A 16,377-nucleotide genomic window follows, 5' to 3' on the forward strand; every position below is an offset into this window, starting at 1 on the left:
TAGCGGGCTTTTTAAACGCGTCAGGCCAGATGAATCAGAACGGAATATCGTCGTCAAAATCCATTGGCGGTTCGTTGTTGTTGCTGGCAGGCGCACTCTGCGGCTGCTGCGGACGGGACTGCGCGCCGCCGCTGAACTGATTGTTGTTGCCCTGCGGCTGCTGCGGCTGGCCCCAGCCATTGTTGTTGCCACCACCCTGCGCGCCTGCACCGGCATTACCGCCCTGCTGACGGCCGCCCAGCATCTGCATGGTGCCGCCGACGTTAACCACGACTTCGGTGGTGTAACGTTCCTGGCCACCCTGATCCTGCCATTTACGGGTGCGCAGCTGACCTTCGATGTAAACCTGAGAGCCTTTACGCAGATATTCACCCGCGACTTCAGCCAGTTTGCCAAACAGCACCACACGGTGCCACTCGGTGATCTCTTTGTTTTCACCGGTCTGCTTATCACGCCAGCTCTCCGACGTAGCCAGCGTAATGTTGGCAACAGCGCCACCATTTGGCATATAACGTACTTCCGGATCCTGACCCAGATTCCCGACAAGAATCACTTTGTTAACGCCACGACTGGCCATGTTGCTGTCTCCCGATGAGTTAATGCATTCAGTCTAATCCATCAATTCTAACACGTCCTGCTCACTGTTTCCCACTTTCGAGCCGCGTTCCGGTTTTAATCCTTCGCACGTCCGGACCACAGAGTACTGGATATTTATTCAGTCTATTTTTTGTGCCATAATGACACGTTTATTCTGGCCGTGTCGGCAAGGCGCGGTGAGTGCTGCTAATCCGGGAAAGGTGAATGGATAAGATCGAAGTTCGTGGTGCCCGCACCCATAATTTGAAAAACATTAACCTGACCATCCCACGCGACAAACTCATTGTGGTGACCGGCCTGTCAGGCTCCGGTAAATCCTCACTGGCGTTTGATACGCTGTATGCGGAAGGTCAGCGCCGCTATGTGGAGTCGCTCTCTGCGTATGCGCGCCAGTTTCTTTCGTTAATGGAGAAGCCGGACGTCGATCATATCGAAGGTCTGTCGCCCGCCATCTCTATTGAACAGAAATCCACCTCGCATAACCCGCGCTCGACGGTGGGAACCATCACCGAGATCCACGACTACCTGCGTCTGCTGTTTGCCCGCGTGGGCGAACCGCGCTGCCCGGACCACAACGTACCGCTGGCGGCGCAGACCGTGAGCCAGATGGTCGATCAGGTTCTGGCTCAGCCGGAAGGCCGCCGTCTGATGCTGCTGGCACCGGTGGTGAAAGACCGCAAGGGTGAGCACACCAAAACGCTGGAAAATCTGGCGACGCAGGGCTACATCCGCGCGCGTATCGACGGCGAAGTGTGCGACCTGTCAGATCCGCCGAAACTGGAGCTGCAGAAGAAACACACCATCGAAGTGGTGATTGACCGCTTTAAAGTGCGTGACGACCTGGCGACACGTCTGGCCGAGTCCTTTGAGACAACCCTGGAGCTCTCAGGCGGCACGGCGATCGTGGCGGACATGGATGACAGCGAGGCCGAAGAGCTGCTCTTCTCCGCGAACTTCGCCTGCCCGATTTGTGGTTACAGCATGAGTGAGCTGGAGCCGCGCCTGTTCTCCTTTAACAACCCGGCAGGCGCCTGTCCGACCTGCGACGGCCTGGGCGTACAGCAATATTTCGATCCGGATCGCGTGGTGCAGAACCCTGAGCTCTCTCTGGCAGGTGGCGCAATCCGTGGCTGGGATCGCCGCAACTTTTACTATTTCCAGATGCTGCGTTCGCTGGCGGACCACCTCAGTTTTGATATTGAAGCGCCGTTCGGCAGCCTGCCCGACAACGTGCAGAAAGTGATCCTGTACGGCTCTGGCAAAGAGAGCATCGAATTTAAGTACATCAACGACCGTGGCGACACCTCGGTTCGCCGTCATCCGTTTGAAGGCGTGCTCAACAACATGGAGCGCCGCTACAAAGAGACCGAATCCTCAGCGGTGCGCGAAGAGCTGGCGAAGTTCATCAGCAACCGCGCCTGTGCGAGCTGTGAAGGCACCCGTCTGCGTCGCGAAGCGCGCCATGTCTTTGTCGAAGATACGACGCTGCCGACCATCTCTGAGATGAGCATCGGTCACGCGATGTCCTTCTTTGAAAATCTGAAGCTCAGCGGCCAGCGTGCGCAGATCGCCGAAAAGGTGCTGAAAGAGATTAGCGATCGCCTGAGTTTCCTGGTGAACGTCGGCCTGAACTACCTGTCGATGTCACGTTCCGCTGAAACCCTTTCCGGTGGTGAGGCGCAGCGTATCCGTCTGGCGAGCCAGATCGGTGCCGGTCTGGTGGGCGTCATGTATGTGCTGGACGAACCGTCAATCGGCCTGCATCAGCGCGATAACGAGCGTCTGCTCGGCACCCTGATTCACCTGCGCGATCTCGGTAACACCGTGATTGTGGTTGAGCACGATGAAGATGCGATTCGTGCCGCCGACCACGTGATCGACATTGGTCCGGGTGCAGGCGTGCATGGCGGCCAGGTCGTAGCAGAAGGCACCGTGGATGAGATCATGGCGCAGGAAGCGTCCCTGACGGGCCAGTTCCTGAGCGGCAAGCGTGAAATCGCCGTGCCGGAGGCGCGGGTGAAGGGCGATCCATCTAAGGTGCTGAAGATTACCGGCGCGCGCGGCAATAACCTCAAGGATGTCACGCTGACGCTGCCGGTGGGTCTGTTCACCTGCATCACCGGTGTCTCCGGCTCCGGTAAGTCGACCCTGATTAACGATACGCTGTTCCCGATTGCGCAGCGGGCGCTGAACGGTGCCACCATCGCAGAGCCAGCCCCTTACCGCGACGTGGCGGGACTGGAGCACTTCGACAAAGTCATCGACATTGACCAGAGTCCGATTGGCCGCACGCCGCGCTCCAACCCGGCGACCTACACCGGCATCTTCACCCCGGTGCGTGAACTCTTTGCTGGCGTGCCGGAAGCGCGGTCACGCGGTTACACGCCGGGTCGTTTCAGCTTTAACGTGCGCGGCGGACGCTGTGAAGCCTGTCAGGGCGATGGCGTGCTGAAAGTCGAAATGCACTTCCTGCCGGACATCTATGTGCCGTGCGATCAGTGCAAAGGCAAACGCTATAACCGTGAAACGCTGGAAGTGAAGTACAAAGGCAAGAGCATTCACGAAGTGCTGGAGATGACCATCGAAGAGGCGCGTGAGTTCTTTGATGCGGTTCCGGCGCTGGCGCGTAAGTTGCAGACGCTGATGGATGTAGGTCTCTCCTACATTCGTCTCGGCCAGTCCGCCACCACCCTCTCCGGTGGTGAAGCTCAGCGCGTGAAGCTGGCACGTGAGCTGTCGAAGCGTGGCACCGGTCAGACGCTCTACATTCTTGATGAGCCGACCACCGGCCTGCACTTTGCCGATATTCAGCAGCTGCTGGAAGTCCTGCATCAGCTACGCGACCAGGGCAACACCATCGTGGTGATTGAGCACAACCTCGACGTGGTGAAAACCGCTGACTGGATTGTCGACCTTGGCCCGGAAGGCGGCAGCGGCGGCGGCGAAATCCTGATTGCCGGCACGCCGGAGACCGTGGCGGAGTGTGAAAAATCGCATACCGCGCGCTTCCTGAAGCCCCTGTTACAGAAGTAATGATGCCAGGCCCGCCCCGTGCGGGCCTGCTTATTTCTGCTGCCGGTTCAGCCAGAAAAATGCAGAATCAGGCAAGATTCAGACATGTATAGGCATATACGCCTTTCCCCACGCTGACTATCCTTAAGCGGTTCCTCTTTGGCACGCCCCTGGCGTCGCCCTGTTTTTTGCAGCACCACTGCGCTGCTGCACTTCATCAGAAAACACTCACGACACATCGAAACTGGAGACACCATGAATATTACGCATGCGTATGCTGCTCAGGATGCAAAATCCAAACTGGCACCGTTCGATTATAAGCCGCGTGAGCTGCGCGCCCATGACGTTCAGCTTGAGGTGCTGTTCTGTGGCGTCTGCCACTCAGACCTGCATCAGGCCCGCAATGAGTGGAAAAACACGATTTTCCCTGTGGTTCCGGGGCATGAAATTGTGGGTCGCGTCACCGCGGTGGGCCCACAGACCCAGAAATACAAAGTCGGCGATCTGGTTGGCGTAGGCTGCATGGTGGATTCGTGCCGCAGCTGCCCGAGCTGTCAGCAGGGGCTGGAGCAATATTGTGAAAACGGTTTTGTCGGCACCTACAACGGTGAAGACCGCGAGACCGGTGCGATCACCTACGGCGGCTACTCCACGGCGATGGTTGTGGATGAGAGCTTTGTGCTGCGCATTCCGGAAAACCTGGATCTGGCGGGCGTCGCGCCGCTGCTGTGTGCCGGTATCACGACCTACTCGCCGCTGCGCCACTGGAATGTCGGCCCCGGCAAAAAAGTCGGTATCGTAGGCCTGGGTGGCCTGGGGCACATGGGCGTGAAAATTGCTCACGCGATGGGGGCGCATGTGGTGCTGTTCACCACCTCGCCGTCCAAAATCGAGGATGGCAAACGCCTGGGCGCCGATGAGGTGGTGATCTCCAAAGATCCTGAGCAGATGGCGCAGCACGCCAACAGCTTCGACTTTATCCTGAACACCGTTGCCGCTCAGCACGACCTTAACCCCTTCATCACCCTGCTGAAGCTGGATGGCAATATGACGCTGGTCGGCGCACCTGAGCACGATCACCCGGCTCCGCAGGTGTTTAACCTGATCTTCAAACGTCGCAGCATCGCCGGTTCACTGATTGGCGGTATCGCAGAAACGCAGGAGATGCTCGATTTCTGTGGCGAGCACGGCATCACCTCGGACATCGAACTGATCGCGATGGATCAGATCAACGAAGCCTATGAGCGCATGCTGAAAAGCGATGTGAAATATCGCTTTGTTATCGACATCAACACCCTGCGCGAACAGTCGGCTGCCTGATCGGGTCGCCTGCACCCTCCTGCTCAGGCAGGGGGGTGTTAAAGCGCGGCCTGGCGCGCGGCGTCAACCTGCTGGAAGGAGGCATCGACCAGATAGTAGATCTGCGAATCCTTCAGCGACCCATCCAGGAACAGCGTGCTCCAGTGTGATTTATTCAGATGCTCGCTGGGAATGATGTCGCTATGCTCTTCGCGCAGCAGCTCTGCCAGCGCAGGCGTCGATTTCAGCGAAACCGCAGGCCGCCCTTTTACCTCATGTACCATCGCAAACAGCACGCCGTTGCTTTTAATCTGCGTGGCCTTCCAGTCACTGTGGACGCTCTGCTCTGCGCCCGGCTTGCTCATGCAGTAGGTCAGTAAGTCTGAGTGATTCATCACGATTCCCCTTGTAAAGTGGCGACAATCCGCCTGGCACCGCCCTCAATGCGATGCTCGCCCAGCCAGATACCCTGCCAGGTTCCCAGAACCAGACGTCCCCGCTGAACCGGCAGCAAGAGCGACACGCCCAGGGTCGAGGATTTAATGTGCGCCGGCATGTCATCACGTCCTTCGTAGTCGTGCTGATAAGGCGCATTCTCCGGCACGTGCCGCAGGAAATGCTGCTCCATATCGCTGCGCACCGTCGGATCGCAATTTTCATTTAAGGTTAATGACGCCGACGTATGCTGCAACAGCAGATGCAGCAGACCGGTTTTGATATCACGCAATCCGGAGAGCGAGTCGGTGATCTCATCGGTGATGAGATGAAAGCCGCGCGGCTTCGCGCTCAGCGTAATAGTCTGTTGATGCCACATAGCTTATTCCTGAAACGGTTACCCCGTTTAAGTGTGCAGCATGTCGCCGAAAGGTAAACCCTGAGCCATAAAAAAACCGCCAGCGCGAGGCGGGCGGTTTGTTCACAGCAGGCGTGCCGTTACATCACCGCGGCAAAGGCTTCCGCCACCTGATGCACATTTTTGCTGTTCAGACCGGCCACACACATGCGGCCACTGCCCACCAGGTAGATGCCGAACTCATTGCGCAGGCGGTCAACCTGCTGCACGCTCAGGCCGGTGTAGCTGAACATGCCGCGCTGCTTCAGCAGGTAGTCGAAGTTTTTGCCCGGCAGTGCCGTGCTCAGCACCCCGACCAGTGACTCACGCATCGCGAGAATGCGCAGACGCATCGTCTCCACTTCGTCCAGCCAGCTCGCTTTCAGCGCGTCGTCGTTGAGGACGCGGGCCACGACCTGCGCACCGAAATTCGGCGGGCTGGAGTAGTTGCGGCGAACGGTCGCTTTCAGCTGGCCTAGCACGCGCGCTGACTCTTCGGCGCTGTCACAGACGACAGAGAGCCCGCCTACGCGCTCGCCATAGAGCGAGAAGATTTTAGAGAAAGAGTTGCTGACCAGTGCCGGCAGGCCGGCTGCCGCGACGGCGCGCAGCGCATAGGCATCCTGCTGCATGCCTTCACCAAAGCCCTGATAGGCGATATCCAGGAAAGGAATCAGCTGCTGTGCTTTCAGCACCTCAATGGTTTCATCCCATTGCGCATTGGTCAGGTCAGCGCCGGTCGGGTTATGGCAGCAGGGATGCAGTAACACGATGCTCTGCGCTGGCAGCGTTTTCAGGGTATGGATAAAGGCATCAAAACGCACTCCGTGGGTTTCGGCGTCATACCAGGGGTAGCTCTTCACCTCAAAACCTGCGCCATTAAAAATCGCGATATGGTTTTCCCAGGTGGGATCGCTGACCCAGACGGCCGACTGCGGGAAGTAACGCTTAAGGAAGTCTGCCCCGACTTTCAGCGCACCCGATCCCCCCAGCGTCTGAATCGAGGCGATACGACCCGCCTGCAGCACCGGATGGTCGGCACCAAACAGCAGCGGCGCGATCGCGTTGCGGTAGCTGTTCAGCCCTTCCATGGGCAGATAGAGCGATGCCTGCTTTGGCTCGGCATTGAGCTGCTCTTCAGCAGCCGCTACGGCCTTCAGCTGCGGGATAATGTTCTGCTCGTCGTAGTAAAGCCCGATGCTCAGGTTAACTTTGTGTTCGCGCGGATCTTGTTTAAAGGCTTCCATCAACGACAGAATCGGATCGCCCGCATAGGCATCAACGTTTTGAAACACGGTGTAGGTCTCCATGATTGGTCCAGAGATAAAGAGGGCTAAACCCGATAGCGTCCCGGACGGTGGTTCATTGCAATAATCAGATTGAGGATCACGGCTCCTGCAATGGAGGCCAGCAGGATGGGGCCACTGACCACAAACAGGGACGCCAGCACGACGCAGGTGTCGACCGCCATCTGCAGCTTACCCGCGCGGATCCCAACGCGATCCTGCAGCCACAGCGCCAGAATATTGATGCCGCCCAGGCTCGCCTTATGACGAAACAACACTATAAACCCGATCCCCATGATGACGTTACCGAACAGTGTCGCATAGAACGGATTGAGATCGGAAAAGTGAACGAACAGCGGGTGCAGCTGCGTAAACAGCGACACCAGTCCGACGGCACAGAAGGTTTTCAGGGTAAATTCCCAGCCCATGCGTTTTACCGCCAGCCAGTAAAAAGGCAGGTTGATCAGGAAAAATGCGCTGCCAAAGGAGAGCGGGGAGAGGTAGCTCAGCAGAAAGGCGATACCGGCAGTGCCGCCCGTCAGGGCACCCGCCTGTTTCAGCATAATGACGCCGAACGAAACCATCAGGGTGCCCAGCACCATCGCCAGCGCATCTTCAATACGCGAATGCGGGACGCGGGAGGGTTCTGCGATGTTATCCATGGGGGTTGTCTCAGTGCAAATGATGCGGTTGCAATGCAAAAAACGCACCATTGCCGCAGCGTCAATCGGCTGCTGGCCGAAGGCTGGTGATATCCCGTTGATATCTAAGGCGCTTTATAACAGGATTTCGTGCATACCTTCCGGTTAAAACCGTCACTCCATGCGCAAAATCCCGTTACGATGCGTATTCTTTGCGCTTATGGTCGCCAGTCTGCACCAAAAACGCACAGCACGCACCTTTTTAGCGCGTTTTGTTCGCAGGCAGCATCATCAGGCCATTCTCTTTCATGCGCCCCAGTACCACGGAGGTTTTGACGTGAGACACGCTCTGATGGCCCGCCACTAACTGGCTGATAAGTGCACTGAGGGAGTTAAGATCGGCCACCGCCACCTTAAGCAGATAGTCAGCGTCACCGGTGGTTTTGTAGGCGTCGACAATCGCCTCTTCCTGCTCCACCATGCGGTGAAAGCTCTCCACATATTCGGTGGTGTGGTTGATTAAACGTACCTCTATCAGCCCCACCATCCCCAGCCCGATGGCATCGGGCGAGAGCCGGGCGTGATAGCCCAGAATCAGATTGGCCTGTTCCAGATTGATGCGGCGGCGGGAACATTGCGAGGCGGAGAGGCCAACCAGGTCGCTGAGCTCCTGGTTAGTAAGACGGCCGTTAGCTTGTAATAAAGTCAGGATTTTCAGGTCGTAATCGTCTACGTGAGTCATTCCGTTTCCACAGCGTGAGAGGCGTCGCTTTGTTACAGATAACCCGATAACCGGAGAGGTTGTCCAACACTATTTTCTGATGATGGGAGCTGTCATGCACAGATCGTGCATGACAGCACAAAGCGCAGATTATTCGTCGTCGTATTGCGGGCCGGCGTAGTTGTCGAAGCGTGACCACTGACCGTTAAACGTCAGCCGCACCGTACCGATTGGACCGTTACGCTGTTTACCCAGGATGATCTCGGCGATCCCTTTGAGATCGCTGTTCTCGTGATAGACCTCGTCACGATAGATGAACATGATCAAATCCGCATCCTGCTCGATCGATCCCGATTCACGCAGATCCGAGTTAACCGGACGCTTATCGGCACGCTGCTCCAGTGAGCGGTTAAGCTGCGACAGCGCGACCACCGGCACATTAAGCTCTTTGGCCAGCGCCTTGAGCGAGCGGGAGATCTCCGCAATCTCCAGCGTTCGGTTGTCCGACAGCGACGGCACGCGCATCAGCTGCAGGTAGTCGATCATGATCAGGCTCAATCCGCCGTTTTCACGGTAGATACGCCGGGCGCGCGAACGCACTTCAGTGGGGGTCAGGCCGGAAGAGTCATCGATGTACATGTTCTTCTTCTCCAGCAGGATACCCATGGTGCCGGAGATACGGGCCCAGTCCTCATCATCAAGCTGGCCGGTTCGGATGCGGGTCTGGTCGACGCGGGAAAGCGAGGCCAGCATACGCATCATGATCTGCTCGCTGGGCATCTCCAGACTGAAAATCAGCACTGGCTTATCCTGCAGCATCGCGGCGTTTTCACACAGGTTCATCGCAAAGGTGGTTTTACCCATCGAAGGACGGGCGGCGACGATGATCAGGTCTGAACCCTGCAGGCCAGCGGTCTTTTTATTCAGATCCTGATAGCCGGTGTCGACGCCGGTGACGCCATCGTGTGGGGTCTGATAGAGCGACTCGATACGGGAGACGGTCGATTCCAGAATCTGTTCGATGTTTTTCGGCCCGGCATCTTTATCTGCGCGCGCTTCGGCAATCTTGAAGACGTTCGATTCCGCAAAGTCGAGCAGCTCTTCGCTGTTCCGCCCCTGCGGATCATAACCGGCATCTGCGATCTCGTTGGCGACGGAGATCATCTCGCGTACGACCGCACGTTCGCGCACGATATCGGCATAGGCGCCGATGTTTGCTGCACTCGGGGTGTTTTTCGCCAGCTCAGCCAGGTAGGCGAACCCCCCCGCCATCTCCAGTTCGCCACGGGTTTCCAGTGACTCGGAGAGCGTAATCAGGTCAATGGGCTTGCTGTTTTCCAGCAACCGCTGCATCTCTGAAAAAATCAGCCGGTGCGAGCGGTTGAAAAAATCATTCGCGACGACGCGCTCAGAGACGTTATCCCAGCGCTCGTTATCCAGCATTAACCCACCGAGCACCGACTGCTCCGCTTCCAGCGAATGCGGGGGCATTTTCACGCCAGCCAGCTGGCGATCCTGCGTTTCGTTCGATTTGTTGGTGGGTTTATTTCCTGCCATAGTGAATGCATTACCGATCTTCTGTGGGGACGCGCAAGTATACCTTAGTTGGGGTGCGTGCCTCACCCTCATGATGAAACAATCACAGGAGTCAGAATGGCAAAGCGTATTCAGTTCAGCGCGCACGGCGGACCGGAAGTGTTAACGTGGACGGATTTTGACCCGGCTGACCCGGCTGAACATGAAGTACAGGTGGAACACCGCGCGATCGGGATTAATTACATCGACACCTATGTGCGCAGCGGCCTCTATCCAGTGGCGGCGTTTCCTTCGGGTCTGGGTACGGAAGCCGCAGGCGTGGTGTCGCGTGTGGGCCGTGGCGTCACCCTGTTTAAACCCGGCGATCGCGTGGTCTACTGCCTGGCGTCAATGGGGGCCTACAGCGAACTTCATAACGTGGCCGAAGATCGCCTGATGCATCTCCCGGAGACGATCAGCTTTGAGCAGGGTGCCGCCAGCTATCTGAAAGGGCTGACCACGCAGTATCTGCTGCGGCAGACCTATAAAATCAGCGCCGGCGAGACCTTCCTGTTTCATGCCGCCGCAGGCGGCGTCGGTTTAATCGCCTGTCAGTGGGCAAAAGCACTGGGCGCACACCTGATTGGCACGGTCGGCTCTGCGGAAAAAGCAACCATCGCCAGAAACGCCGGGGCCTGGGCGACCATCAACTATCGTGAAGAGAATATTGCCGCGCGCGTCAGCGAGCTGACCGACGGGAAAAAAGTGGGTGTGGTTTATGACTCTGTCGGCAAAGATACCTGGGAAGCGTCGCTGGATTCCCTGCGCCGTCACGGGCTGATGGTCAGTTTCGGTAACGCGTCCGGGCCGGTAACCGGCATCGACCTTGGCATTCTGAATAAGAAAGGCTCGCTGTTTGTTACCCGCCCTTCACTGTTTGGCTACATCACCAACCGCCAGGAGCTGGAAACGGCCAGCGCCGAACTCTTCTCGCTGCTGGCAAGCGGCGCAATCAGGGTGGAGGTACCGGAGCAGCAGAAGTTTGCGCTGAAAGAGGCCAGCAAAGCGCATCAGATTCTGGAGAGCCGCGCCACGCAGGGTTCCTGCCTGCTGATCCCCTGACCGGACAAACAAAAAGGGCTTCCCGCAGGAAGCCCTTCTCTTTTTTATTTTTTGTTCGCGCTGGTGTAGGGACAGCGGCGATGAATTCCTGTCGCGTCGATGGCACATCGCGTTGACAAAAGCCATCCTGCCAGAAAACATAAGTAAAAAATATGTTTAATTGCAGATTGCGGCTTTGCAATCTCTCACTCTGTGATCACTCCCGCAATTATCGCCAGCTTTTCCGGTCTAACCTGTTGATCTTACGTCTTAGCTTACGTCGTGCCCGCGCCTCGCTGTCGCCAAAGAAGGCGCGATGCAGCCAGACCGCGATCACGGCCAGCACCAGCCAAGGTAACACTTTGATAACAAGTGCAAACAGCCCGCCGACAAACATCACCAGGGTGGCGACCACCAGTGCTGCCAGCACGCCCAGCAGCGACACGCCGGTCAGCAACAGCATCAGGAAAAACCCCAATACAAATAAAATTTCCACGTCAGGACTCCTTTATCCACTTTCATACCAGGACAGTTACAAAAAGCGTGCCAACAGGTAACCTATTGAATAGTCGTGGTTTACGGGAAGGGGGTGTAAGATAACCTGGTGAAAAAGACCAGATGATGGCGTAAAAAAAACCAGCCTGAAGGCTGGTTTTCTGTGACGTGAGCGGATCAGGCTTCCTGTGGAATCTTATCCGCCACCAGGGCCAGCGCCGCTTCCAGAACGCGGACATCCGCCCCCGGCTTATGCGCATTTTCACTCAGATGGCGTCGCCACTGGCGTGCGCCCGGAATGCCCTGGAAGAGTCCCAGCATATGGCGCGTGACGTGGCCCAGATAGGTGCCCTTCGCCAGTTCCGCTTCAATATAGGGATACATGGCGCGTACCACCTCAACCGGGTTAGCCGCCGGATGCTGACGCCCGAACAGCTGCTGGTCGACCTGCGCCAGAATGCCGGGGTTCTGATAGGCTTCACGGCCCATCATCACGCCGTCAAGGTGCTCCAGATGCGCCTGTGCCTCTTCCAGCGTTTTTACGCCGCCATTAAGCGCAATCGTCAGATGCGGGAAATCGCGCTTCAGCTGGTAGACGCGGGGATAATCCAGCGGGGGGATTTCGCGGTTCTCTTTGGGGCTGAGGCCGGAGAGCCAGGCTTTGCGCGCATGGATGATAAATGTTTCGCACTCGCCGCGGCCCGCCACCGTGCCGATAAAGTCGGTCAGGAAGGCATAGCTGTCCAGCTCATCAATCCCGATACGGGTTTTCACCGTGACCGGAATCGACACCACGTCGCGCATCGCTTTCACGGCATCTGCGACCAGAGTGGCTTCGGCCATCAGGCAGGCACCGAAACGGCCATTCTGCACCCGATCAGAGGGACAGCCGACGTTCAGGTTGATCTCATCGTAGCCGCGCTGCTCCGCCAGCTTCGCGCACTGCGCCAGCGCCGCCGGATCGCTTCCGCCCAGCTGCAATGCAACCGGGTGTTCAGCGTCACTGTAAGCCAGATAATCCCCTTTGCCATGAATGATCGCGCCGGTCGTCACCATTTCGGTATAGAGCAGGGTGTCGCCGGTCAGCTGACGATGAAAATAGCGACAGTGCCGATCGGTCCAGTCGAGCATAGGGGCGATGGAGAAGCGTTGCGAAGAAAAAGTAGCCATGTAGCGCAGACAATCCGGTAATTAAGAGTGATGGAATTCTGTGCAAGGATAACACAAGGGCGGGCGATAGTGCATCGCCCGCCCCCGGAGAGCCGGGATAATCCGCTTAGAAGTTAAAGCCCAGCTGCATCATCGCGCCCCAGGTATTGTTAGCACCGACGGAGCCAGCCAGATCCAGATGGACAGCTTTGTTAAACGGCGACAAGCCAAAACCTGCTGTGGCCACATTTTCGTCGTTAGACCGCATATCCGCCCGATAACCTGCGCGCAGCTGCAGCCAGTCAAGTACGCGGTACTCCGCACCCACTGCCGCATACTGGCTGTTATCCTGAGTTTTGAAGCGTTTCGTTTCGGTGAGATCCACATCGCCGGTCACGGTAAACGGACCTTTATCCCAGGACAGACCGGTGGTGACCAGCGGGCGAATCTGGTAGGTGTCGCGGAACCCGTTAACCTCCCGGGTCTGCAGATCGCGTGAAACCAGGTTCTGTCCGGTCACACCCAGCGTCCAGTTTTCAGCAAAGGTGGTCGCCAGACCGGCATCAACGTTAAAGCCGGTGTCGGTGCTGCGATACTGACTGTTGTTGATGTCATTTTTGTCGTAGTTATAGATGCTGGCAGTGTAGTTATAGAGCCAGGTTTTCTGCACTTTTGGCGTCACGCCCACCGACACCGGCTGACCGGCGACAGTGAACTCATGCGCCACCGCCACACCATAATCGGTAACCAGCGCCGCTAAGCCGTTCGCGCTGGAGCGAAGGTTATTCTGATCGCCCGGAAGAGGAATCGCCCCGTTTTCTATACTACGCAGATAGTTAATATCACTCTGGACCACGTTGGCGCGGACGTGTGCCGTTCCGTAGGCTTTGGCGATAAAGGCGAAAGGCAACGTTTCATTGGGGATCGTAACAGCTATGGCCGCACCCGCATTGCCGTCGGCTTTGTTACCGCGCAAATCGCTGAGCTTATCTGCCACATCACCTGAGGCCGCACGCAGTTCAGAGTTAGCACGGAAGAAATCCGCTGGTGTGAGGTTACCCAGCACCGTGCGGTAACGATCCACGGTGTCGGTAATATCATCGACTTTATCGATCAGCTTATCTTTGTCCGTTACCTGAATGCCTGCTGAAGGAATAATAATGCTGACATTATCGTCAGATTTAGCACGCGTCATTAATGCCGGGTTCGCCAGCACTGCAGAGCCATAAACAGAAGATGCCACGCCGGTGCCGCCCATGGCGTCATTACGTGCATCATACCAGGTCCCTGCCGCCATGGCGGAAGAAGAAAGGAAAAGCGCGGTCGCTGCAGCGGAACAGATCAGCGCTGAGCGTTGAGCGGATTTTTTCACCATTTGCCTGCCATCACCTGAGAAAGTGTCGTTGATACATTCAACAACTGAATAGTTTGTCAGCCCTATTGTGAACCCTGGCTAACGCGTTATTGCTGTGAATTCAAAGGAAACAGTGTCTTAATTCAAAGGATTGGACGTTTTACGACCAGAATTAGCGTGTAATTATTAAAAACGGACCGGCTAATTTCAAATAATGTCAGACTTTTATTAAGTCTTTCTGAACATTACTTCTTAACTCAGTGAGATGCAAAGCAAAAGGACAAAAAATTCTGCTCCGGTTGATTTACAGGTGGATCGGTTTTTTCGTCAGATTTGAGATAGAGAGGAGCGAAAATTCCTCAGGCGCTGTTTTTTCAGGCTAATTGTGCTGTTTTAACAGACAGAAACGCGCTTCAGCACCCTGACAGGTTATGTGATAAAATAACATCACTTATTCAGCGGAGAATTTTCATGACTACCATGACGTCGCAGCAAATTTTGATTCAGGCCGAAAAAATGTGCCTGCAACGTGGTGTGCGTCTGACTTCGCAGCGCGCTGAAGTGTTGCGTCTGATGGCGGAACAGCCGGGCTCAATCAGTGCCTACGATCTGCTGGATCAGCTCCGGATCAGCGAACCTCAGGCCAAACCTCCCACGGTTTATCGTGCGCTCGACTTCCTGCTGGAGCAGGGTTTTGTGCATCGGGTGGAGTCCAACAACAGCTATGTGATGTGTCACCATTTCGAGGCGCCGGCTCATACGTCGGTCATGCTGGTCTGTGACCGCTGCGCCGCCGTCACCGAGAAGCAGGCGCAGGGCGTGGAAAAGATTATCGCCACGCTGGCGGGTGAAGCGCAGTTTGCCCTGCGTCACAGCGTGATCGAAGCCCATGGCTTATGCGAAAACTGCGCGGAAGCAGACGCCTGTACGCAGCATGAAAACTGCGGACATGACCATCAGGATGAGGGTAAAAAGCGAGGACGACGGGGATAAGCGGCGGAACAATCACTATCCGACGAAAGACGTTCTGCCTGCTCAGGCCGCAAACCAGCTGTGCTGACGCCAGTGCCTGCGCCAGATGAGCCACAGTGAGAGGCCGCGCAGCGCCAGGAAAACCGTTACCGCCAGCCACAAACCGTGATTGCCTAGCACCGGCACGCTCAGCAGCGTCAGAAAATAGCCTGCGGCTGCCACCACCATGCTGTTACGCATCTCACGCCCGCGCGTTGCGCCGATGAACATCCCATCCAGCAGATAACACCAGACGCCGATCAGCGGCATGATCACCTGCCAGACCAGATAGCGGTCGGCCGCCAGCTGTACTGTCTGCAGAGAGGTCAGCAGCATCACGATTTGCGGGCCGGTAAAGGCATAAACCAGCGAGAAGAAGAGCGCCACCGCCGCCGCCTGTCGGCAGGCAGAGTGCCAGACGCGCAGCAGTTTGCTGCCATCTTTTGCGCCATGCGCTTCGCCTGCAAACGCTTCGACGGCATAGGCAAAACCATCGAGCGCGTAGGCGGTAAAGGTAATGAACATCAGTAATACGGCATTCACCGCGACCACCTCCGGCCCCAGCCTGGCGCCCAGCACGGTCAGCGAGGCGAAACAGAGCTGCAGCATAAGAGAGCGCAGCATAATGTCACGGTTGAGGCGCAGCAGCCGGGCGCTGTCACCCCGCCAGCTCTGTTTCAGCAGGCTGAACGAAATGCCGCGCAGCTTCAGAACCCGCCAGACCATCATGCCGCCGACGCCCAGCGTGATATATTCCGCCAGTGCCGTTGCGGTGGCTGCCCCCGCAACGCCCCAGTGCAGCCCCATGACCAGCCAGAGGTCGAGCACGATATTCACCAGGTTCCCCACCACCAGCAGGATCACCGGCGCACGCGCATACTGCACGCCCAGCAGCCAGCCCAGAATCACCAGGTTCGCCAGTGTGGCAGGCGCACTGAGCCAGCGGATCTGAATAAACAGTCCGGCCTGTGCCAGTACCAGAGGATCGCCGCCAATCAGATGGGTGGCCAGCTGAATAATGGGGTAACGCAGCGCGACAAACAGCAGACCCGCCAGCAACGCCATGATCAGCGGCTGGATCAGGGCGCGTGCCAGCGCCGCTTTGTCGCCTGCTCCGAAGGCCTGTGCCGTCAGGCCCGTGGTGCTCATGCGAAGGAAAAGCAGCAGCATAAAGAGGAAGCTGGTGACGGTCGTCCCGACCGCGACCCCGCCAAGATAGACGGGGCTGTCGAGATGACCAATCACTGCTGTATCGACCACGCCCAGCAAGGGAACGGTGATATTTGACAGGATCATGGGCAGCGCGAGCCGCCAGAGATTTTTATCGGTTGCCGTGATAAAGCGCATTCGCCATTCCGTGCTCA

15 protein-coding genes are annotated in these 16,377 nt (G+C 57.1%); 4 read left to right on the forward strand and 11 right to left on the reverse strand.

The features are described 5' to 3' along the window. Positions 1-34 precede the first annotated feature (34 nt). Positions 35-577 carry a single-stranded DNA-binding protein SSB1 gene (gene ssb1, locus OXR04_RS10250; RefSeq protein WP_009092599.1) on the reverse strand — a complete coding sequence of 181 codons (543 nt, stop codon included), beginning with the start codon at positions 575-577 and terminating at the stop codon, positions 35-37. 224 nt (positions 578-801) lie between these two features. Here ssb1 and uvrA point away from each other — a divergent pair, with 224 nt between their 5' ends. Both uvrA and OXR04_RS10260 read left to right on the forward strand, forming a co-directional pair. Beyond that, the gene (gene uvrA / locus OXR04_RS10255) at positions 802-3,630 is read left to right on the forward strand and encodes an excinuclease ABC subunit UvrA (RefSeq protein WP_046101018.1); all 2,829 of its coding nucleotides are present in this window, start codon (positions 802-804) and stop codon (positions 3,628-3,630) included. A 234-nt stretch (positions 3,631-3,864) separates the two neighbouring features. Continuing rightward, a complete protein-coding gene (locus OXR04_RS10260) occupies positions 3,865-4,929 on the forward strand; it encodes an NAD(P)-dependent alcohol dehydrogenase (RefSeq protein WP_009092601.1) in 1,065 nt (354 codons plus the stop codon). A gap of 38 nt (positions 4,930-4,967) precedes the next feature. On the opposite strand, the gene OXR04_RS10265 is transcribed toward OXR04_RS10260, so the two are convergent. From OXR04_RS10265 to dnaB, 6 genes are all read right to left on the reverse strand, one after another. Beyond that, positions 4,968-5,303: an MmcQ/YjbR family DNA-binding protein gene (locus OXR04_RS10265; RefSeq protein ID WP_009092602.1), complete on the reverse strand. Its 336-nt coding sequence runs from the start codon at positions 5,301-5,303 to the stop codon at positions 4,968-4,970. Continuing rightward, complete coding sequence (locus tag OXR04_RS10270) at positions 5,303-5,722, reverse strand: secondary thiamine-phosphate synthase enzyme YjbQ (protein ID WP_009092603.1); 420 nt, start codon at positions 5,720-5,722, stop codon at positions 5,303-5,305. The genes OXR04_RS10265 and OXR04_RS10270 overlap by 1 nt, the downstream gene beginning before the upstream one ends. A gap of 119 nt (positions 5,723-5,841) precedes the next feature. Next, on the reverse strand, positions 5,842-7,035 hold the full coding sequence (locus OXR04_RS10275; protein ID WP_009092604.1) for an amino acid aminotransferase: 1,194 nt from the start codon (positions 7,033-7,035) through the stop codon (positions 5,842-5,844). A gap of 38 nt (positions 7,036-7,073) precedes the next feature. Next, positions 7,074-7,688: a YitT family protein gene (locus tag OXR04_RS10280; protein ID WP_009092605.1), complete on the reverse strand. Its 615-nt coding sequence runs from the start codon at positions 7,686-7,688 to the stop codon at positions 7,074-7,076. 241 nt (positions 7,689-7,929) lie between these two features. Next, positions 7,930-8,409 carry an Lrp/AsnC family transcriptional regulator gene (locus OXR04_RS10285; RefSeq protein WP_009092606.1) on the reverse strand — a complete coding sequence of 160 codons (480 nt, stop codon included), beginning with the start codon at positions 8,407-8,409 and terminating at the stop codon, positions 7,930-7,932. A 129-nt stretch (positions 8,410-8,538) separates the two neighbouring features. Next, positions 8,539-9,945, reverse strand: a complete 1,407-nt coding sequence (gene dnaB / locus OXR04_RS10290; protein ID WP_009092607.1) for a replicative DNA helicase — start codon at positions 9,943-9,945, stop codon at positions 8,539-8,541. A 96-nt stretch (positions 9,946-10,041) separates the two neighbouring features. Between dnaB and OXR04_RS10295 the strand changes: the two genes are divergently transcribed. Further along, a complete protein-coding gene (locus OXR04_RS10295) occupies positions 10,042-11,025 on the forward strand; it encodes a quinone oxidoreductase (RefSeq protein WP_267369637.1) in 984 nt (327 codons plus the stop codon). A 208-nt stretch (positions 11,026-11,233) separates the two neighbouring features. Here the strand turns inward: OXR04_RS10295 and pspG are convergent, their stop codons facing one another. The 3 genes from pspG to OXR04_RS10310 all read right to left on the reverse strand — a co-directional run bounded on the left by pspG (position 11,234) and on the right by OXR04_RS10310 (position 14,023). Beyond that, entirely contained in the window at positions 11,234-11,500 is a 267-nt protein-coding gene (pspG, locus tag OXR04_RS10300; RefSeq protein WP_009092609.1) for an envelope stress response protein PspG, read from the reverse strand. Between the two features lie 176 nt (positions 11,501-11,676). Next, entirely contained in the window at positions 11,677-12,669 is a 993-nt protein-coding gene (gene dusA, locus OXR04_RS10305; protein ID WP_009092610.1) for a tRNA dihydrouridine(20/20a) synthase DusA, read from the reverse strand. 106 nt (positions 12,670-12,775) lie between these two features. After that, complete coding sequence (locus OXR04_RS10310) at positions 12,776-14,023, reverse strand: conjugal transfer protein TraF (RefSeq protein ID WP_267369633.1); 1,248 nt, start codon at positions 14,021-14,023, stop codon at positions 12,776-12,778. Between the two features lie 450 nt (positions 14,024-14,473). Between OXR04_RS10310 and zur the strand changes: the two genes are divergently transcribed. Then, complete coding sequence (gene zur, locus OXR04_RS10315; RefSeq protein WP_009092612.1) at positions 14,474-14,995, forward strand: zinc uptake transcriptional repressor Zur; 522 nt, start codon at positions 14,474-14,476, stop codon at positions 14,993-14,995. Between the two features lie 42 nt (positions 14,996-15,037). Here zur and dinF read toward each other — a convergent pair whose 3' ends face one another. Then, positions 15,038-16,360 carry an MATE family efflux transporter DinF gene (dinF, locus tag OXR04_RS10320; protein ID WP_267369630.1) on the reverse strand — a complete coding sequence of 441 codons (1,323 nt, stop codon included), beginning with the start codon at positions 16,358-16,360 and terminating at the stop codon, positions 15,038-15,040. Between the last annotated feature and the right edge of the window lie 17 nt (positions 16,361-16,377).

It is taken from the genome of Pantoea sp. GM_Pan_3, from assembly GCF_026541045.1.
GTDB lineage: Bacteria > Pseudomonadota > Gammaproteobacteria > Enterobacterales > Enterobacteriaceae > Pantoea > Pantoea anthophila.